This window comes from Paenibacillus lautus NBRC 15380, assembly GCF_004000945.1.
In the GTDB taxonomy this organism is placed as follows: Bacteria; Bacillota; Bacilli; order Paenibacillales; family Paenibacillaceae; genus Paenibacillus_AQ; species Paenibacillus_AQ lautus.
On the sequence record NZ_BIMF01000027.1, the window covers coordinates 14945 to 36705 of the forward strand.

Genomic DNA, 21761 nt, shown 5'->3' on the forward strand with positions numbered 1-21761 from the left:
TGAAAGCGCTTTATGTTTGGTGGTGATGTAAGACACTATTCTAAACCGACACGGGAGTGATGAAGCTTGAGGATTTCCAGAAGCAAGACAACACGCCAATTCTATCTCTTTATTTTGCCATGGCTGTTCGGGTTTATTGTACTCACAGCTGGACCGATGTTGTATTCTCTGTATATTTCATTTACCGACTGGAAGCTGTTTGGGGTGTCCAAGTGGATTGGATTAGAGAACTATAGATTAGTTTCGCAGGACTACATTTTTTGGAAATCGTTGTGGAATACGTTCTATTACACGATCATTGGCGTGCCGCTTGGTATCGCCGCAGGTTACCTGCTCGCAGTCCTGCTTAACGCGAAAGTGAAATTTATGGGCGCGTTTCGAACGCTCTTTTATCTCCCGTCTCTGGTGCCGGCGGTAGCCAACTCGCTCCTGTGGCTGCTGATCTTTCAACCGCAATTCGGTCTGGCTAATGCCATGCTTTCAGCGCTTGGATTGCCGGTTTCTGACTGGATAGCCAGTGAGACGATGGTCAAGCCGGCCTTGATCATCATGAGCTTATGGGGAGCAGGCGGCGGCATGGTCATTTATTTAGCCGGATTACAGGGCGTTCCAACCTCACTCTATGAAGCCGCAGAGATGGATGGTGCCGGGCGTTGGAAGAAGTTTTGGAATGTGACCGTTCCGATGACGTCCCATGTGATCTTCTTCAATCTCATTATGGGGATGATTGGGTCATTCCAAGTATTTACCCAATCCTACGTTATGAGCAACGGAGGACCAAACTACGCATCGCTGTTCATGGTTCAATACCTATACCAGAATGCCTTTAAGTATTTCAATATGGGATATGCCTCTGCCATCGCTTGGGTGCTTTTCGTAATTATTCTGATTTTTACAGCCATTCAATTTAAGGTGTTAGGCAAGCGTGTCTACTACGAAGATTAAGGAGGGAATGGCATGACCAACATATCAACAACTGCTGAGGCGCCGCACAAAAGAATCCAAAGTATAAAAGGCTCCCGAAAAATGGATCGGATCGTAGTCTATGTACTGCTGATTGTGTTATCCGTCCTCTTTCTGCTGCCCTTCGTATGGCTCCTGAGCACGTCGTTAAAACCCGAAGCCGAAGCGATAACCTATCCACCTTCCATTTTACCTAAACAATTCGATTGGAAAAACTACGGCGAAGTGTTCGACTTGGTTCCATTTTTGAAATTCTATGAAAATACGATCATTGTTACGTTGTTGTCAGTGCTCGGAACGATTCTTTCCAGTGCACTGGTTGCTTACGGATTTGCGAGAATTAACGGTAAAGGAAGGAACTTTTGGTTCGTCATGCTCCTTGCAACGATGATGCTGCCATCTCAGGTTACTATGATTCCGGTCTATCTGATCTTCGCAAGGCTGGGATGGATCAATACGTTTTTACCGTTGATCGTACCATCCTTTTTTGGGAGCGCCTACTTTATCTTCATGCTGCGTCAGTTTTTCAGAACGATCCCCAAAGAACTGGATGAGGCAGCAATTATCGACGGCTGCGGATCGTTCCGGATCTTCTGGAATATCATGCTGCCGCTTTCCGTTCCATCGTTGATTACCGTCGGCATCCTCAGCTTTATGGGAAGTTGGAACGACTTCTTTGGACCGCTCATTTATTTGAATGATACGGCCAAATTCACATTGTCCCTGGGAATTCAAACCTTTAAAGGGCAGAACACCATGCTTTGGGGACCGATGATGGCCGCCAGCACGATGGTGATTTTACCGCTGATCGCTTTGTTTTTTTTCGCACAGAAGTACTTTGTCCAGGGAATTGCGACGTCAGGGCTGAAGGGATAGAGCAGATGATTCGAACGGAACGGGGGGAAGAGGTATGAACAGGATGAGAATGAAGTTAGTATGGATTGCAATATCGATGTTGATGACATGCTGTTTGTTGTTGACGGGATGCTCCGCTGGTAGTAGCGGCGTTAACGCTGACGGAACCAAAACCATACGCATTATGATGTGGGGGAACGGTCCCGCGGAGGTGAGTGGCGACCGGCAAATCATCGAGGAGTTCGAGAAACAAAATCCGGAAATTAAGGTTGAAATCGTGGTTGCACCGTTCGATAACATCATGCAGAAGTTTGTCACGATGTCAGCAGGAAACAATCAGCCGGACCTGGTCTGGATCCAGGATACGTTCTTGGCCGATTTTGCGGAAAAGGGCCTGCTTCTGGACCTGGACAACTTTTTCAAGGAAAAAGGCATGAAAAAGGAAGACTGGCTTCCCGGCGCCATCGAACGGGGATCCTGGAACGGGAAGATGTATGCGCTTCCGCGGGATATGATTACGATCAATATCGCTTATAACAAAGATATGTTCGATAAAGCAGGCGTTCCCTATCCCAAAGACAACTGGACCTGGGATGACTTTCTGGATGCGGCTAAAAAATTGACGATCCGGGATGCCAAAGGCAGAACCACGCAATTTGGGATGACCTCATACTCCTGGCAGGAAGCGATTGTTGAAAATGGAGGCGCACTCTTCAGTCAGGATGGTAGTAAGGTGCTGATGGACAGCCCGAATACGATCGAAGCACTGCAATGGGTGGCCGATTTGACCAATGTTCATCACGTCGCCCCGACGACGGCTGAATCCCAGGGGCTGGGGGATTTGTTCCTCGCAGGAAAGGCCGCAATGACCTTTAGCGGTCCTTGGAACTGGAAGGCCTATACAGAAGAAGCCAAATTCAAATTTGATGTGGTGGAAGTACCTGCCGGACGTGCCGGGAACAAGTCACAGCTGTTGGGGCTTCCGATCGCGATCGGCTCGCAAACCAAGCATCCAGAGGTAGCGTGGAAGCTGCTTGAGTTTTTGACTCATGGAGGAGGGCAGGATATCCAATCGAACATTGTGGGCGCCTATCCCTCGGTGAAACGAGCAGAGCCGTTCTTCCTTGAAGGGCAATACTCGCCGGACAACGTAAAATCCGTGCCTAAATCCATGAAGGAAAATACGGTGGTCATGCCATCGTTTCCGAGCCTGGCCCAGGCGCAGGACTTGATCCAACCGGTCGTCGATGAAATTGCCAGAGGCAAGGAAAGAGCGGATGTTGCTCTTCCCAAACTGGCGGACAAGATCCGAAAGAAATTTAATATGAAATGAAAATAGAGAGCGTATCTCGCGTAAGGAGTGGAAACCATGTGCAATGTGACTAAGCAACCAACATGGATTCAAGATTATAAATATGAAAGCCATGATGTCCGGAAATCGAGCGTGTTGATTTACACGAGCGACCAGGCTGGTGTCCGTCTGGATATATGTTCGCCTCAAACGGTGCGTGTATGGGTTGACCCATGCGGTACATTTGAGAAGAAACCATCCTATGCGGTAGAGGAGGAGCACTGGGAAGCATGCGATTTTCAAGTCAGCGATGAAGGGGCGTACATCCGCGTCCTGACGCCTGGCCTCTCGGTAAGGGTCAATAAATCGCCAGTATCCGTTGATTTTTATCAGCAGGACGACAGGGAGCCTATTAGTTCCCAGCGCCCGGAAGCGGGAGCCGGTTGGGACGAATCGGGAGCCGTGTATCTGTATCATACGCTCTCGGACTCGGAGCACTTCTACGGGCTGGGACAGGACAATGACCACTATGGGGGTTCCCTGGACCGAAGAGGGATCGTCCGGGATATGATCACAGGACAAAAAATATCCAAAGGGAGAGTAACAGCAGACATTCCGGTCACCTATTTTATCAGCACCGGTCCCCAACAGAAGCCCTATGGCATGTTCGTGGACAACAGTTACCGGATGCGGTTTGATATGGGAAACGAGTCGCAGCGTTATTATTACTGGAGAGCTGAAGGCGGCGAGCTCCTGTATTATTTCATCAACGCCCCGTCTTTTGCCGGTATTTTGGAGCAGTATACCTGGCTGACTGGCCGCCCGTCTATGCTGCCGCTGTGGGCGCTGGGCTTCATTCAAAGTAAATGCACGTATCACGATTGGGAAGAAACGGATAACGTTATTCATCAAATGCGTTCAAGGGACATTCCTTTGGATGCCATCGTGTTTGATTATGACTGGGCCGAACATATGATGAATTTTAAATGGCATCCCCGCTGGAAAGGAAAAAGCCGTGAGCGAATCGCTGCTCACGGGCTTGATGGGGTCAACTTCATGTTGTCCAATGCCGGACCGATGATCAAGAAAGACAGCACCAATTACCAGGACGGCGTTGAACACGGCATTTTTGCCACGGACGGTGAAGGAAGCACGGTGACCTGCGGCCATTATGGCGGCGAATTGATGGATTTTACGGCACCGAACATCAAGGAGTGGCTGTGGCCGCAAATCCAGCCTTTGTATGAGGAAGGCATCAAAGGATGGTGGCTGGATCTGATTGAGCCGGAAGGGGAACCGCTCAACACGCATTATCATGGGGGTCCCAAAGAGGAGATTCACAATGTTTTTGCCCTGCTGAACGCGAAAGCGTATTACGAAATGCAGAAAAATTATGTTCCAAGTTCCAGAGTGTTCATTCTGGGCAGAAGCGGGACGGCGGGGATTCAGAAATACGGAACATCGATTTGGACGGGAGACGTGTTCTCCGATTACGAAACCTTTGCCGCGCATGGACCGGAGGCCTTGAATGCGTCGATGTCGGGCATATCCGCCTGGACGTCCGATGCAGGGGGCTTCATCTCCTCGACCTACGATCCGGCTGAGGGGACTTTGGGGCATTTATTCAAGAATGACTCTGCATCACAGGGGCTGCTGTTCGAGAGATGGATGCAGTTTGCATGCTTTTCGCCGATTACGCGCGCCCACCATGTCGGTCCTTCGGAACCTTATGCTTTCGGGGCGCTCGTTGAAAGCAGCGCGCGGCATTATCTCAAGCTTCGGTACCGTTTGCTTCCCTATATTTACAGTTATCATCGGATAACGCATCTCACTGGTTCGCCGATCATGCGAGCGCTCGTATTCGAATATCCGGATGATCCGGAAGTTTTTGACCTTAAAGATCAATTTCTGTTCGGGAGAGAACTGCTTGTCGCTCCAGTATTCACCGAATTTACCAATGCTCGCGAGATTTACTTCCCGCAAGGGCGCTGGATTGACTACGATTACGGCCATGTCTATGAAGGCGGACAGTCGGCCATGGTTTATGCGCCACAGAACCGGATCCCTCTATTTGTAAAGTCTGGAGCGATCATTCCGATGGTCCCCGAAATGGGCCATACCGGCGAGAAGGCATGGGATCCAATCTGTTTCGATATTTATCCGGATGGAACGTCGACCTTTACGTTGTACCAAGACGACGGGAAAACGAATCGTTTCGAGACCGAAGGCATGTACACGGAAACCGTCATTCGCTGCGCAGAATTAGCCGGGACATCCGTAACGGTTACCTTGGATGAGTCCAATAAGCACTTCACTCCTTCTGCATACGAAATGAAAATTCATTTGCAGTATTCGCCTCATCGTGTCGATTTGGGTGAGATTGACTTATCCCGAGCCGATTCCGAACGCATCTGGGAGCAAGGGGATCATGGATGGTATTGGGACCGGGATAGGAGAATCCTCTCTATTCGCTTCAGCACGGATGAACGGTTGCATTATGAAGTGAATGTTACTACAGGCGATCCATGGTTCCCCTGGCCGGCAAAGCCAATCCTTGTCGGATCCGGCGCCGGAGTCGAACGTGAACAAATTCATGAGGCATACGGCGGTCAGACGCCCTATCTCTATCCTCCTGCGACATTGCCATGCCGGATCAGGGCAGAGAACTTTGACCGCGGCGGTGAAAAAATCGCCTTCCGGGTCGTCCAGGACGACTTGAGCGGAAATAGCTACCGGGACGAACGAGTAAACATGAAGGAGACGGAGGATTCGGGCGGGGGATGGTATTTGGCCGGGCTCAAGCCTGGTTCCTGGCTAGAATATACCGTCCGCATACCGAAAGAGGACCGTTACGCAGTAACCCTACGACTGGCCTCTCAGGTCAGCGGCTCTTTAAGTGTCTGGGTGGATGAACGTAATCTGTCCGGAGCTGTCCGATTTGAGGGACAGGGAGCGGGCACATGGATCAATGTATCCAATTCGGGCTTCATTCTTCCGGAAGGAGAGCATGTTATCCGTTTCCAGCTGGATCATGGCGAACTGAATCTTGGGTTTCTAGAGTTTACAACCTTTTAAGGGCAACAATGATAGAAAGAGGTGCATGAAATATGACAACGGCATGGCTGTCACAATGTAAACCGGATTTTATATATTTGGAGGCGGGCCGCGGAGTCGAATCCATGGTATATTCTGATGAGACTGCTTCATGGATCCTTCGCTCGACCGAGGTTAAACTTACGCCGGTCAGTGGAAACCAGGAGGTTACGATCGAATCACCGAACGAAGAAATCAAAAGCGTGATGCTCCGATGGGAAAAACCCTGGGGTGGGCCCGTTCAAGTACTAGGTGACCACTGGGAACGGGGCTATGGTGACTTGGAGTGGCGGGGACTTGTCCCTGAACGGAGGCTACCCTGGTATTTTTTGGTCCATACCGGAGGGGTTACGCATGGTATTGGCGTTAAGACACGTCCCGGAGCCATATGTTATTGGCAAGCGGATCCGCGAGGGTTTACGCTAACACTCGATGTGCGGAATGGAACGCTCGGGGTTCAGCTTGGGAACCGTATACTCGCGGCTGCCACCATCGTGTTTCGGGAGGGTAAACAAGGCGAAACGCCTTTTGAAGCGGCATCGGTGTTCTGCAGATCTTTGTGTGATGATCCCTTGCTGCCAGATGAACCGGTATACGGAAGCAATAACTGGTATTACGCATATGGAAACAGCTCTCATGAGGAGATTTTGAACGACAGCCGGATCGTGGCGGAACTCAGTCCAAAAGAAGGGCCTCGTCCTTGCATGGTTATCGATGACGGATGGCAGCCCATCCGTCTAAACGGAAACTCTTGCAATGGTGGGCCATGGGACCGCGGCAACCAGTTGTTTCCGGATATGAAGCGGCTCGCAGCAGAAATGAAGGAAATCGGAGTCAAACCGGGAATATGGTACCGCCCGCTTCTGACGAGCGAGCGGGTGAATCCCGGCTTGAAACGGAGAAAGAACGATGGGGACGGTTCCACCGTAGTGGATCCATCCGCTCCCGAGGCACTGGAAATGATTGCGGAGGACGTCCAACGCCTGGCAGATTGGGGGTACCAGCTCATTAAACATGACTTTTCTACGTTCGACATCTTTGGAAAATGGGGCTTTGAAATGAACGAGTCCTTATTCGCTTATCGCGAGCCTTTCAGGGACCGCTCGAAAACGACGGCTGAAATCATTGTAAATTTTTACCAGTATATCCGGGAAGCGGCAGGGGATTCGATCATTATAGGCTGCAATACCATTGGGCATCTGGCTGCGGGTCTGGTCCATATCCAGCGCACCGGAGACGATACCAGCGGTCATGAATGGGAACGCACCCGCAAAATGGGCATTAATACACTGGGCTTCCGTATGCCTCAGCACAGGGCGTTCTTTCTCGCAGATGCCGACTGCGTCGGAGCTACGGACAAAATACCATGGGGATTGAACCGCCAGTGGCTTGAGCTCTTGGCTAAGAGTGGAACGCCTCTGTTTGTCTCCGCTGATCCGTCGATTCTGACCGACGATATGAAATCGGATATCAAAGCCGCGTTTGAATGGGCATCGGCTTATATTCCTTCAGGGGAACCCCTTGATTGGATCGAGACGACCTGTCCGGAGAAATGGAAGCTGGCCGGGGAGGTAATGACATTTAACTGGAACGAGCTGAGCGAATTACGGAATGGGGCAGAGGCCGCCAAATTGGGCGACGTAAGTAGCGGAATTCAAGCAAAGCTTATATTATAACAGGATAGGGATATGCTTGGGATGATTCTGGACCTTTACCATAAACTCTGCTAGTGCCACCACACTGACTTTGAATCTCTCAGGAATTGCGAAAGAAGTTGGCGTCCAATTTTTATCTCCTGTAGATTCCAGCAGACAAACGTCGATTTACTTGGATAGTGTAACATTGCAATAAATTCAGCGTTCCATTGCAGGGAGCCGTTATTTGGGGGGCAATTCCCCTACGCACGGCGGACTCAATGAAGTATCCATCGAATTGGCCGTTGGGGCAAGCGGTTCTGGTATCCCGTGAACGCCATTTCGCGCAGCGTTCCCATCGCCTGGAATCATTGGTGGCCCTATGAGGCTTCCGCAATCAATGAGGATGTTTTTAAGGCGAACGTTGACGAGGCGGTGAAGCTTGGCTTTGAAATTTGTGTCACACTACAGTTATTCATGCATACGAAAAAATAGTTCAAATGCTTCAAAAAGATCAGGAACTTTCTGCAGTAATTAAAGCTTTAACGGATAAAATTATAGATTAACCATAATGTAAAAGCTGCTATCAGCGGCTTTTTTTATTTTTTATTTAAAAGAGAAGGAGAGTGATAAATCGATTGATCGTAGCAAACACGCCAATTGTATTGTGACAATAGAACAAGCAGACTAAGGACGATTCCGGATTCTAAGACATATGTACAAAATACGAGTTTTGTGAAACAGACCCTAAGGAAAAACGCCTTGCAAGATTTTCTGAACTGATTTTTCTGATTTACTGCTTATTTGCTTATTTCTTCATTTTTTCTGATTTACTGCTTATTTGCTTATTTCTTCATTATTAACATTTACTCAATATTCATCGTTTCTCTTTCGTTTTAATCACACCATTTGTTTTGTTTTTAATTTCTTATCTTCGAAGTTATAGTTCATTCGTTTAAGTCTCATTTAAATTACTTTTGAATCCTGGCTTAAATCAATATCAATCATCAATGATTGTCGCGTCGGTCGGTTTAAACATTTTCACTTTGTAGTTAATCATAACTTCATTTGATTATCCAGATTTATTCATATATAGATTAATCGTTACACCGTTTCTGGATTTGTGGATTAATTGATCGTTTCTGGATTTTCTTTTATATTTACATCAAAACTTGAATCTATAATCCTTTAGCCCCGAACATCATAATCAATACATAGCGCTTCCTGTTTATTGTGTGATCATCGGTATTATTTTTCGCACTGCCTCCCTTCTACATTCTTATTATTCACCATTTAATGTAATTTTATTAGCGGTCTCATTATCCACTTTATGTGCCGAACTCCATGATGGCCAAATCTGGAATTTGTCAGCATAATCACAAAAAAACCGGCCATATAGGTCGGTTTTTATCCGGGCATTATCGGGATAATGCACGTTTTACATAATATTGGAATATATTGTGTTGTTTGACTCATATAATCATCATGATTAGGCCCGTCTCTGCAGGGATAGGAACTTCCTTAGATTTCTACAGTCTTTTCATACGAAACTCGCGATACCGTGTTACTAAACGTACCAACCACGCCAATGCGCACCCTGTGCAGTCCCCTCCTGATTTACTTCAGATTTGCCGACCATTTCTCAGCACGAGCCTGCAGATCATCCAGAAACTTCTGAATATCCGGTGCATTTCCGGATGCAGCCTGGCTTATGAATCCGTTAATGGCTGGAGCGATATCGCTCATATAGAACGGATTGGCTTCATCCATGAGCTCCGAGTGGCCAACATCTGCGATTTCGAGTGCTTTTTTCACAAACTTGTCTTCCGGCGTTACGAAATCAGCGTTTTTAAGTGTCGGGGTACTGGAGAAGTTCTCATACATATATTTTTGCGTCATGTAGCTTGTCAAAAACTTTAATACTTCCCATGATGCATCCACATCTTTCGCATTCTTTGCCATAATGAACGGGTCAACCGCCACCCAGCCTTCGCCTTTTGGCCCCATGTTCAGCACAGGTTCAAAACGGTCCAGCAGCTCTTTGTTCTGCTTCGACCGGTACTCACTCATCGTTGAGCCGCCGGTGGAATCGAGGGCGATGGCGATATTGTTCTTCTCCAGACCGAAATTCTCAGCTCCTTGGGCATTTACGAAACCTGCCGGCGGCAGTTGTGCGGCTTCTTTCAGCCATTCCAGCACTTTGACCATTTCCGGAGAATTCAGGTGCCATTTAATGTTCTTGATATCCTTCAGCGATCCTTCCGCTCCTTTGGCGCCATAAGCAAGGGTTAACGCAACAAAGGTGGATCCGTTTAACGAATTGCCGCTCCAATACAGACCGAAATTGTCTTCACCGGTTTTCGGGTTTTTGCCGGTCATTTGTTTGGCTTTCTCCAGAATTTCATCCGGTCCCGGCTGTGCCGAGAGTGTTTCAACGCCCCAGTCTTCAAACAGCTTCTTATCATAAATCGTCATCCGGCGGCCAAGAACGGCAGGAATCCCAAACTGCTTGCTTCCGTCGGGCGACTTGGTGCTATAGGAGTTGTTCATAATGCCTTCCAGATAAATGCTCGGGTCAAACGAAGTATCCTTTTCGATCAAGTCGTCCAGGTCACGCAGCAGCCCTTCCTGGTACCATTGTGATGCAAAGGCTCCACCGGTATACAAGACATCCGCATCACCGGAGAGCAGCATGGCCGTTTGTTTGGCTTTTACGTTCTCCCAAGGGATTTGATAAACCTCCAGTTTGATGTTCGGATACATTTTTTTGAACGTTTTATCCAAATATTCGTTGAGTCCGACGGTCGGGTTGCCTGTCAGCGCATCGATTCCGTTATCCAGCTGCCAGCCTGCCAGCGCAACGCGAACCGTTCCTTCCATATCCGATACCTTTTCAATCGTAACGCCGCCTGTTACATCTTTTCCCGAACTGCCTGAACAAGCGGCCAATGTAAACACCAGCACGAATGACAGAATAAGCAGCACCGCTTTTTTCATCACATCAACACCCCCGCATAAATTTAGCTTCAATTCTGAATTACTGCTTGATACCGGACAGCGCAATGCTTTCGATAATATAACGCTGCAGGAACATATAAACGACGATAACCGGAATGAGGCTCGTAGTCGTTGCTGCCATAATGATGGATGGCTGCTGGTTAATTCCGTTGTTATACGTAAACATGGCCAATCCAATCTGGATCGTGTACTTGGCAGCCGATTTCAAGATCAGCAGCGGCCACAGCATATCGTTCCATACGCCTAAGAACAGCAGAATGACCATGGTGGCGATAATGGGCGTACACAGCGGCAGATAAACCCGGCTGAATACGGTGATTTCCTTGGCGCCATCCAGAACCGCAGCTTCCCTTAAACTGCTGGGTAATTGATCGAAGAATGCTTTGGCTAAAAATGTACCAAATGCATAGTTCATCGCCGGCAAATAGAAAGCCAGGTAGTTGTCGACCAGTCCGAGTTTACTGAACAGCAAATACTGAGGAATCATCGTCATTTCGAATGGAATCATCATCGTGCTTAGCGCTAGCAGCAGGACGAAGTTTGCTCCTTTGAAGCGGAGCTTGGATAAGGCATAACCGGATAAGAGTGCGGACAACGAGCTGATGATAATGACTCCTGCGCTTACAAGCGTGGAGTTGCCGATATATCGAAACATATTAATGTTGGTGAATGCGGCTTCATAGGTTCGGATCGAAGGCTCCTCCGGCCATATTTTCGGCGGGAATGAAATATTTAATCGTGCAGCCCAATCGAAGCTCGTTACCAGCATCCATAAGAATGGCACAATCATGATGAATGATCCTACCAACAGAACCAGCGTTAGTATCAGCTGTTGAAGTGTGATTCGTTTACGGCGCACAGGCTCCTTGGGCAAGGCTGAACTGCTCATAGTTACCCTCCTGTCTTCTGGAATAAGGTTCCCCTACGGACCCGGAAATGGATAATGGCATTAGTCCAAACTGTCTTTGCGGCGGTTGAGTAGCATGAGGAACACGGTTAGGATGAGTATGATGACGAATAACAGATAGGATACGGCCGTAGCCAACCCCATCTGTGAAGAGAGGAATGCATTTCGGTAAATATACAGCACCACGGTCATCAAGCTTCCCCCAGGATTACCTGCGGTTCCACCGATTAACCATACATCCGTAAAGCGCTTCATTCCGCCGATGGTTCCCATGATAAGCATGAACACGAAGATCGGACGCAAGTATGGAATCGTAATATACCACCATTTCCGATAGGTGCCGGCCCCATCCACCTCGGCTGCCTCATAGAGATCCCGCGGGACGCTTTGCAAACCGGCCAGAAAAATAATGGTGTTATACCCAAGGGCGCCCCACAAGCTCATAAGCACGATACTGTAACGCGCCACTTCCGGGTTCGTGAACCAGCCGACAGGATCGATGCCAAACAAACCAATCACAAAGTTGATCAGCCCTTCCTTGGACGGAAAAAACAAGAAGGAGAACAACAGGCTTGTAGCAACGCCGGATACAACATTGGGCAGAAAATATACCGCTTTGAAAAAATTGCGTCCCAGATGCCATTTCAGATTATTAATCAGGCTCGCCAAAACAAACGATAGTGCGATTCCAAGCAGTACAGACCAAATCCCCATGACAAACGTATTTGAAAGCGCTTGCCAAAATAAGGAATCTTCTAATGCGTAACGGTAGTTGCTCAGGCCCACCCAGGTGCCGGATAAATTGAGCCCGGATGTCTGATGAAAACTCATAAACAGTGCGGCGAACATGGGATAAATGGCAAATACGATGACTCCGATGATCAGAGGGGCGCTGAATAGATAACCCATCCAGTCATTGCGCGTAAATTTGAACCTTCGTTTAGACCATTTTCCATGTTCCGCAGTCCATTTCCCTTCTGGGGTGGATGACAAACCGATCCTCCTCCTTTCGTTAATAGCCGGATCCCTTTCCGGTAATCGGACAAGACGTTCATGTCCATTCTGTAAATGGTTATGTGGACGAATCCGGATTATGTGTTATTCTTTTTTTCACAGACATGAACGGAAGAACAACACCTTCAGTGATTCCTTTATCGGCAGTGTATGCAGCTGCCCACATCCGGGTGTATGCCTAGTTTTGGACCCTAAATCGACGCACATAAAAAAGCACAGCCTATTTGAGGCTGTGCTTTATATATGCAGAGGGGCTTATACTTCGATAATGATGGGCAGAATCATCGGCCTTCTCTTGGTCTCGCTGTATATGAATTTGCCGACATGATCTTTCAAGGTCTGCTTGATCAGATTCCATTGGGTAGACCCGGTTTCCGTTAAATCCTTCATGGAAGACGTGACGATATCGTGGATTTGACCCATGAATTCCTCAGAATCTTTTACGAAAATGAAACCTCTGGATATGAGCTCGGGCTTGGCCACCATCTGCTTTTCCGTTTTGCTGAGCGTGGTTACGATAATGAGCATCCCGTCGGAAGACAGCTGTCTACGGTCCCGCAAAACGATATTGCCTACGTTTCCGATCATCAATCCGTCCACCAGACTGTTGCCTGAAGGGATTTTGGGACCTAAGGATGCCATGCCCTGCTGGATTTGTATCGTGTCGCCATTCTGGATGATGAACACATTTTCATTAGGGATCCCCACGGAGTCCGCCAGCTGACGATGCTGATACAGCATTCGGAATTCTCCATGGACAGGAATCAAATAGTCTGGTTTCATCAAGGTGAGCATTAATTTCAATTCTTCTTGGCTGCCATGACCGGATACGTGCATCCCTGAAGCTGAGCCGGACCCATAGATGACCTGGGCACCCAGCACATACAAATTATCGATCACATGAGCAAGGTTCCTTTCATTTCCCGGTATGGCTCCTGCAGCAATGATGACGGTATCGCCAGGTAAAATCTCGATATGGGGATGCGTGGAGTTGGCTAATCGTGATAATGCTGCCATAGGCTCGCCTTGACTCCCCGTGCATAGCACAGCGATTTTGTCTGGTGGATAGCGCTCGCTGTCGCCTGCATCAATCAGTAAGTCATCGGGGATGTTTAAATAGCCATGCTCCTTGGAAACGGTAACGACATTGACCATGCTGCGGCCGAGCAGAATCAGTTTTCGTCCTGTTTCCGCGGCGGCATCGATGATCTGCTGAACGCGGTTCACGTTGGAAGCAAACGTAGAGATGAATACCTGCTGTTTGGCCTGCGCAAATGCTTCCATGATATGTCCGCCAACCAGACGTTCCGAAGGTGTAAATCCCGGTCTCTCGGCGTTTGTGCTTTCGGACAATAACACCTTAACCCCTTGCTTGCCGATATCAGCCATTCGATGCAGATCAGGATAAGGCCCCTTCACAGGAGACATGTCAAATTTAAAGTCCCCCGTGTGGACAACATTGCCTTCCGGGGTCTGAAAAACGATGCCCACGCAGTCCGGGATGCTGTGGCTGGTCGAAAAAAAAGAGGCATGGATGGCACCCGCTTGAATGGTGGAATTTACATCGATCGTGTGAAGCTCGGATTCACGCAGAATGCGATGCTCTTTAAGCTTAATTTTAATGAGCTCAATCGTGAGCTTGGTCCCATACACAGGGATCGGGAGCTGCTTCAGTAAATAGGGTATCCCTCCGATATGGTCCTCATGTCCATGGGTGACAATAAGAGCTCTGACTTTATCCACATTGTCCAGCAAATAGGTAAAGTCAGGCACAATCAAATCGATGCCGGGCAGGTTTTCGTCAGGAAATTTGGAGCCGCAATCAATGACCACGATATCTTGATCATACTGAATGAAGTACATGTTTTTACCAATTTCATTAACGCCGCCCAGAGCTGCGACCAGCAGTTTATGTTCAGCTATATTCATAACGATGAAGCCTCCTTCTCTCTATCCACGAGTCCAATTCTTAGATGCTGTCGGTTCTCCTATATTATTGAAATTGTCACAAAACTTATGCACCCAGGTAAACAATGGCTCATGCAGCGTATGTGGTATGGAATACAGCAAAAAACCCGCCATCCGAGGCGGGCTATCCTTATAATCCAGATATGCTAGTATGAATCCGGGTTTTAGGTTAAAAACCGAGCAGATTTTTAATCGTAATGAATACGACCGGGATCAACAGCGCCGGCGTGAGATTCATGGTTTTGAAGTTCCGTATGCCCAAAATGTTTAAGCCTGAAGCAAAAATTAAAATGGCGCCAATAATGGATATTTCGGTTAACAGCTCCGTCGTGATCAAGCCAGAGGCTGCGCCGGCCATAACGTACAATAACCCTTGCCAACAAAATGTGGCCACGGCGGATAGAACGATGCCAATGCCAAAGGTTGAAGCCAGTACGATTGACGTCACGCCATCCAGGATGGCATTGGTGAACAGATAGGTATGGTTATTGTTCAAAGCGCTCTCGATCGGTCCGATAATGGACAGTGTTCCGATACAGAACAACAGAATGGCCGTTGATAATCCTTCAGCCAAATTTCCCTTGGTAAACCTCGACACCGCTTTTTTAAATCCCTGCTCTAGATTCAGCTTCTCCCCGATCAGACCGCCTATGGCGAGACTTACGATAAATAAGACGGGATAATGACTATCGGGCATATACTTCACGATCGAATGCACACCGAGTGCCATAACGGCCAAACCCATCGCCTGCATCAGGATGTCCTGGTAGGATTCGCTCATTCCCTTTTTAAATACATTTCCAATCGTGCTGCCTACAACAATGGTTGTTACGTTTACAATGGTTCCTATCACAGTCGTTCTCTCCTACTAATATGTTTTGATACAAAGAATAAACCCTCCAGCAGCTGGAGGGTCAATCGTTTAATTAGCGAGCATTTGAATTTCGGTTACGAATTGTGAGGGATCACCGGTAAGCCCATAATCAATGTACGTGATCTCAAGCGCATCCTCAATCAGGCTGTATCCTTTTTCCTCGATATAATCCAGGAGCTTTCTGTAATAAGGCGCTCATCTTCGTGTGTCCCTGCAAACCGAATCGTGATGTAGGTGCCTTCCGGCCATCTCTTCTCTTCGACTTCGGAGCTGCTGCGCGCACTTTCCTGCTCTACAATCACAAAAATAGAGTCGTATTCATCAAATTTGCTCTGCATTAAACGATCGATCGAGATCGATAATCCTACTTTGCCAAGAAAAATGGTGGACTTCATCTTCGTGCTGTTCTCCAATAATCGGATCGGCATATCCAGATTGTCGCTTTTATGTATGTTCTGTTTCAGCAACACCATCACTCTCTCGGGAAGCGCTACTTCCCGAATTTTGTAAAGCTCTTCCTTGTTCGAGGCATCTTCAATCTGAGCGATTCGGCTTTTAATCTTCGCCTGGATTCTTTGATATTCCTCAATTTTCTCCTCGGTTCTGCGCTGCTGCTCTTGAGCAGGGTTAATATATGTTCAATCTCCCGATCATCCAGAAAATGCTTGATGTCTTTTAAAGGAATGCCAAGCGCTTTGAGATACAGAATGGTGTTCAGCTGCTCGAATTGATCGACCGAATAATAACGGTAACTGGTCAGATGATCCACGGATGCCGGTTTAAATAAATCAATATCGTCGTAATACCGGAGGGTGCGGATATCGATCTGAAAAAGCTTGGATATTTCACCGATCGTAAACATATCATCTCTCCTCTCCTTAATAGCCTATACGCTTCGTTCAATTTGCACAATAAAATGATGGGATATGCAACAAAATTACAATCCAATGTTTATCAGCTATATTACGATCATCCTTCATTATACTGCGTGTGAAAAAAAGCAAAAAGACCGCCGAACCATCGGCAGTCTTCTGAATCGAGCGCGAGTCGCGTCTTACTGATGCTTCCCCTGTTGGTTAGGGGCTTTAACCGGCTTGTCGTCAACGCTAACAAAGATCGGATTGGAGTAAAACCACAGGTCACTATAGTTCCGTTTATTAATTTCCGCAAACCGCTGCTCGTTGTCTTCGATGTCCGTTTTTAGATCCATAAGTGGATCGCCATTGCTGGTTTCTCCAGTAACATTCACGCCAAGGTTAGTCCCTCTTAATCGGAAATATTGATCCTTCGTTGCTGTTGTCCGATAAGTAATCACATTATATCCATCCCGATCGGTTTTCCAATCCTTGCTCGTAAACCGTTTAACCACTTTGGTTGAATCGTTGGTGCTCTTGCTGTAAGCGGCCGTACCTAGTTGCGCTTTACCGGTTACGTCGCCTGAGATCAAATCGACATGATCTACGGATACAGAATCACCGTTGTTGTTTTGGTCCGGGCTTTTGAATCGGATTGTTATTTCGATGGGGTTCCCTTTTTTCACTTGCAGGTTACTTCCCATTTCGGCCTGCTTGTTCCCGTGACGAACGCGGTAATCCAGCGCGTTAATTAAATCGCCGTAAACGGAGAATGATTTACCCGAACGCATACCGTCCAATACGCTTTGCATATCTTTTCCGTTCACCCAAGTGTAGTTCTTCGCATATTGTCCCGGCCAATATCCACTGGAGTATAAACGGTTTTCACTGATCTCAAAATGAGAATCCGAGTTCGCAAAGTTCCAAAATTCGCGTCCTTCGCCAAGCAGCGCATCCCAGACGCCGCCAACCTTGGCAATCATGAAATCAGCGCCGCCGTACGTTCTGTTTTCCGGCGTGGTTAAGTTTAGTCCGCCGCGATCCGGTTCCATCTGATTCCCGGGCATGCCTTCCTTTCCGAATACGACATCCGGCGCAATATTGTTGAAATCCCGTATATCCGCGATGGTGTACACGGTTTTTCTAGAAGGATGGTTAAGCAATGCATAACTGCTGTTACCGTAGTATTTCTGGAGCCAAGCCAGCGCTGTTCGGGCATCTTCGGGTGTAGTATAGGCCCGGCTGTCTTGTTTGTTCCATTCGGCAACATCTTTGGGATCGAACATCGCTTCATCGCGATCGGTGAACAGATACTCGAACTGACGAACTGCTTTCAGGCTCGATTCTGAACCGAAATTGCCTGCTATAATGCCGACTCCCACATGTTCATATGTAGGCATGTCCCACTCAACACCTGAAAAGATAATTTTGTTCTTGTATTTCCCTGCTTTCTGAAGCTGCTGGATCTTGGGGATTTGGTACTGAGCCATTCCCTTGGAGAACGGAATAGCTCCGCCGGCAAGACGATTTCCCTCGTCGTCCCGTTTAGAAACTCTAAGATGGTCGGAGACCGAGATCCAATCCAAATGATACTTTTCGAATCCGTTGTCCAGCAATTCCTGCAGGGATTGACTAGCATCATCGGATTGATACGTATGCGCGTGATACTCTCCCGTCATCCATTTGCCGTTTTCTTCCGGCTTAAACCTCGCCCCATCTTCCTTGGCATGAACAATCATGCCTTGCGAAAGAATGGACAAGCTGAGCGCCAAAACCATGATGGTTTTCTTCTTTAGCTGCATTTCATGGCACCTCCGAGTTGTTATCGTTCATCAAACTTCTCAAGTGTAAGCCCTTATGATTAAGAGAATGTCATCGTAAATCGTTGAATTTGTAAGAATGAAGCTCCCCTACCTATGTCCGATAGAAAAAGCCACCGGCTTTGAAACTCGAAATACACAAGTTCTTCGTTTATAGGTTACATATCATATATTATGTAAACTGTATTAATGAAATGACTACAACCTGAACTCGCTGTAGTCATTTTCAGAAAATATCTTATAAGATTATATACCTTTGGATAAGGTTCGACGAACCAACTTGACTTGTCCGTTCATCCCTGAAGGCAAAGCAGACTTTCCATACAAATTCTCCAGCGTATTGGCTGCACGGATGGTAAAGTGATTGTTCCCCTGCTCAACATATGGCGTGATGTTCCAGTGATAAGGCGGCCACAACCGGATCCCTGCCTCCATATCATTCACGTATAAACAAGCCGTCTCCCTGATATCTTCTGCTTCCAGCCATAATTCCTCATCTGGGGCCAAGTTAAGTTGAGTTAGATCCACTTGCTGTGAGTATTCTCCCGCTCCCGCATAATAAGGATAGCCGGCAGAAGACCAACAACCAAACACATGTTCGCGATCCGCGTTTAGCCTCATCTGATCCTCTATAACAAAGGGTCCGATCAAAAATGCAGGGAATGAAATCGCCGGCATCGGCTCCAGCAATGAAACCGTCAGAATCTCAAGTTCGTTCTCGCCTGCTAACAAATGAGGGGTGACATCCACGTTGGCATAGTGTTGATCCTGCCAATTTGAGGGCTGCAGCGCATTCTGCCTTACGCCATTCACGAAGATTTCAAGATTGCGCCTACGCTGCAGAAAGCCGATATGGGATGGTATTTTCTGCTCCACATCGTCCAGAACTAACAACATCTTACGGGATTCGTCGTCATCCGATGGATCTGAATGAACTCGACGACTCGGTGATTGCAATCGTTCGATCAATTCCTGCGTCATGGTAAACGTTGTACGATACGTGTTCACTTGCCCAGGCATCGTTGCGTTCATCCTGGACTTTCGGTCATTCAGCGTGACCTGCCATTGGTCCAGTAATAAAACGTTGGGTTCAAGTGTCTGGAAACGCCACATGTCTTCAAGAACGATGACATCCTTGGATTTTCGATCCGCATCGAACGTTTGTTCCTTTTCGCCGATTGGGCTTTCCTCCGGTACAAGCGAGAGTACTCGCAGCTCTCCAGGTGCATAGGTAAGGATGGAATCGCTGGTTAACCGGCGTATGTTCCCGCTTTCCAAGTCCCATTCTTCGATTCGGTGCTTCGCCTCTCTTGCATCAAGCTTCAAGGAAACAGGCTTCTCCGACCAGTTCATCAGCCACACAAATACTTGATTATCGAACACACGTTCTACACTGATCAAATCCTCATGTTGACCTTCGATCAACTTCCATCGTAAAACAGGAGACTTCCTTAATAACCCGCCTAAACGTTCACACAACGAATCCAATGAATCGCGATCCTCCAGGGAATAAAACAGACTATAACCCTTGCCAATGGATCGTAACGCATCATGCTGCGGAGTCGTACCAAATAACGCATGCATATGCTTCTCCAGTTCCGGATCATGATGCAAGGACTCGCTATGCCGCGGTATCGCTCCTACAGCAACGAGAGTACCGCCTTGCTTCACATAAGAAACGAGTTGTGCGGCAATGTCCTTCGACATGACCTCAATCTCCGGCATAATCAAAAGCGAATATATGTTCCCACCCTCGCTGAATCGAACCCCTTCCCCATCCATAAGGGTGGCTTCGCGAAGCTGACATTCATCAACATAGTCGTAATCTATGGATCTGCGAAGCAAACGATCCGACAGGAGCGAGAACATAGCATCGGAAGAGGGATGTCTATTCGATTGACCGGATACGAACATATTTTCGTATACCGTATGAATAGGTGACAGCAGAAGAACCTCCGGTGTACGTTTTCCGCACGCGCCGAGCAGACTCAGTCGCCCGATATAATCGGAAAAAGCACGATAATGCGGCCAATGCGGCGCGTGTTTGAATTCCGTCGGCGGAAAATCGGTCTTCCGATACCCAGCAAACGAATAATAAAACGCATGCGGGATGAACAGATTAACACCCAGGAATGCCATGAAATTCGCATCCAGTCGCCGCTCTCGCATGGAATAGCCGTGACCACTTGCCCCAAACGATTCGCAGATCACCCGTTCCTTGCTGTTCAGCTGCGCGACAGAAGCTGCCGTCTTCACGGACACGATCCGATGCGGATTCTCCTTCGTACCGATTCCGGGCGTTAGATAATCCACGCCTGCGTAGTGAAACTGCTGCAGCACCCGGGTCTGATTGCCTTGCGATCTGGCCTGTCCCCAGACCGGCTCTTCGAGCGTATGACCGATGTACAGGAGTCCATGCTCTTCACACCATGTACGAATCGCCTGATGATAACCCTCAACATACCAGCGCGTTATCGTATCATAATATTGCTGTTTCGTTGACCGGCTGCCATCAGCCATATTGTATAACAATGCGCCTAACCGCGGGATGAGATCATAACCATTCTCTTGGCGATACCGCTGTGCCATGCCCTGTGTCCAAGCAAAGACCAAGCCCGGCAGGGTAGCGCCCACATCGTGAACGGTCGTACGGATCGCTTCCACGCCGAAGAAACCATCGTGGATCATTAGCCCGGGTTCGTCGGTGAAAACACCTCGAATCGTTGCGCCAAAGTATTTCTGTAAGGACTGAAACGGATCATAGGACATTCGGATAAAAGCCTGGACGGCTTCCGGATTCAACGTATCCAAGTAGTACCCTTGGGCAAACGTGATGCCTTCCGCGATCTCACAGGACCAGCAGGCCAGCACGATATAAGAATCCTCCGTTGTCGGCGTCCAATCTCCTCCCCATGCATGCGTGAGATCCTCGGGATCATCACAGAGCAGCCATTCCCCGTCCTGCTCCACAGCGCGATAAGCCAGAATGGCTATAAGCTCATTATGATCATAGCGTGCAAAGTCCAGCTTCAAGCCTTCCTGCTGTCCGTCGTGCGTATATCTTTTCTCTTCGACCCTTAAGTATCGCATGCGATATTCCGGATGCTGACGGGTCAGCTTGCCGCCCAGCGTTCCGCTTGGCCAATTGTCCTCATCGTACAGCCAGACGACCATGTTGCGCTTCTCGCACTCCAGGGTACAGAACTCCAACGCTTCCATAAATGCCGGCGACAGGTACGAGGTTTGCATCCCATGACGAGCATGCAGAACAACACCGCCGACACCCGCTTCATCCATCGATTGTATCTGGCTCTCCAGCTCCGGCTTCGTGAGCTCATGATTCAGGAACCAGAATGGCTGCGGGCGATACGTGGCATCCGGATTCTCGAATTGCACCTTCAGCTGCGTTAGATCCTGCTTATGATCCTTATGGGCTGCTTCTTCCTGAACATTAACGTTATTCACAATGC

At 48.1% G+C, this 21761-nt stretch carries 15 protein-coding genes; 6 read left to right on the top strand and 9 right to left on the bottom strand.

Annotation, left to right across the window (positions count from 1 at the left end; translation table 11 throughout):
• Positions 1-66: 66 nt before the first annotated feature.
• Genes PLA01S_RS28650 through PLA01S_RS33115 form a run of 6 tightly spaced genes read left to right on the top strand, consistent with a single transcriptional unit; the run spans position 67 to position 8053 of the window.
• Positions 67-945 (top strand): carbohydrate ABC transporter permease, encoded by an 879-nt coding sequence (locus PLA01S_RS28650; protein ID WP_246059903.1) that lies wholly within the window; start codon positions 67-69, stop codon positions 943-945.
• Between the two features lie 12 nt (positions 946-957).
• Entirely contained in the window at positions 958-1839 is an 882-nt protein-coding gene (locus PLA01S_RS28655; RefSeq protein WP_127595361.1) for a carbohydrate ABC transporter permease, read from the top strand.
• Positions 1840-1882: 43 nt separating this feature from the next.
• Entirely contained in the window at positions 1883-3151 is a 1269-nt protein-coding gene (locus tag PLA01S_RS28660) for an ABC transporter substrate-binding protein (protein WP_164817533.1), read from the top strand.
• A 45-nt stretch (positions 3152-3196) separates the two neighbouring features.
• The gene (locus PLA01S_RS28665; protein WP_164817534.1) at positions 3197-6184 is read left to right on the top strand and encodes a TIM-barrel domain-containing protein; all 2988 of its coding nucleotides are present in this window, start codon (positions 3197-3199) and stop codon (positions 6182-6184) included.
• 32 nt (positions 6185-6216) lie between these two features.
• Entirely contained in the window at positions 6217-7878 is a 1662-nt protein-coding gene (locus PLA01S_RS28670) for an alpha-amylase family protein (protein ID WP_127595370.1), read from the top strand.
• A gap of 40 nt (positions 7879-7918) precedes the next feature.
• A complete protein-coding gene (locus PLA01S_RS33115; RefSeq protein WP_371860467.1) occupies positions 7919-8053 on the top strand; it encodes a hypothetical protein in 135 nt (44 codons plus the stop codon).
• 1400 nt (positions 8054-9453) lie between these two features.
• On the opposite strand, the gene PLA01S_RS28675 is transcribed toward PLA01S_RS33115, so the two are convergent.
• The 9 genes from PLA01S_RS28675 to PLA01S_RS28710 form a co-directional block, all read right to left on the bottom strand.
• Complete coding sequence (locus PLA01S_RS28675; RefSeq protein ID WP_100537073.1) at positions 9454-10833, bottom strand: extracellular solute-binding protein; 1380 nt, start codon at positions 10831-10833, stop codon at positions 9454-9456.
• A 40-nt stretch (positions 10834-10873) separates the two neighbouring features.
• Complete coding sequence (locus PLA01S_RS28680; RefSeq protein ID WP_071220686.1) at positions 10874-11743, bottom strand: carbohydrate ABC transporter permease; 870 nt, start codon at positions 11741-11743, stop codon at positions 10874-10876.
• Between the two features lie 60 nt (positions 11744-11803).
• Positions 11804-12754 carry a carbohydrate ABC transporter permease gene (locus PLA01S_RS28685; protein ID WP_127595373.1) on the bottom strand — a complete coding sequence of 317 codons (951 nt, stop codon included), beginning with the start codon at positions 12752-12754 and terminating at the stop codon, positions 11804-11806.
• A 276-nt stretch (positions 12755-13030) separates the two neighbouring features.
• Positions 13031-14704 (bottom strand): ribonuclease J, encoded by a 1674-nt coding sequence (locus tag PLA01S_RS28690; RefSeq protein ID WP_127595376.1) that lies wholly within the window; start codon positions 14702-14704, stop codon positions 13031-13033.
• Between the two features lie 208 nt (positions 14705-14912).
• A complete protein-coding gene (locus PLA01S_RS28695) occupies positions 14913-15596 on the bottom strand; it encodes a DUF554 domain-containing protein (protein WP_127595379.1) in 684 nt (227 codons plus the stop codon).
• A 161-nt stretch (positions 15597-15757) separates the two neighbouring features.
• The gene (locus tag PLA01S_RS32295) at positions 15758-16090 is read right to left on the bottom strand and encodes a hypothetical protein (RefSeq protein ID WP_218033670.1); all 333 of its coding nucleotides are present in this window, start codon (positions 16088-16090) and stop codon (positions 15758-15760) included.
• Positions 16091-16107: 17 nt separating this feature from the next.
• Entirely contained in the window at positions 16108-16479 is a 372-nt protein-coding gene (locus PLA01S_RS32300; RefSeq protein WP_218033671.1) for a MerR family transcriptional regulator, read from the bottom strand.
• A 192-nt stretch (positions 16480-16671) separates the two neighbouring features.
• Entirely contained in the window at positions 16672-18273 is a 1602-nt protein-coding gene (locus PLA01S_RS28705; protein ID WP_127595383.1) for an S-layer protein, read from the bottom strand.
• 264 nt (positions 18274-18537) lie between these two features.
• Positions 18538-21756 carry a glycosyl hydrolase gene (locus PLA01S_RS28710; protein WP_127595386.1) on the bottom strand — a complete coding sequence of 1073 codons (3219 nt, stop codon included), beginning with the start codon at positions 21754-21756 and terminating at the stop codon, positions 18538-18540.
• Between the last annotated feature and the right edge of the window lie 5 nt (positions 21757-21761).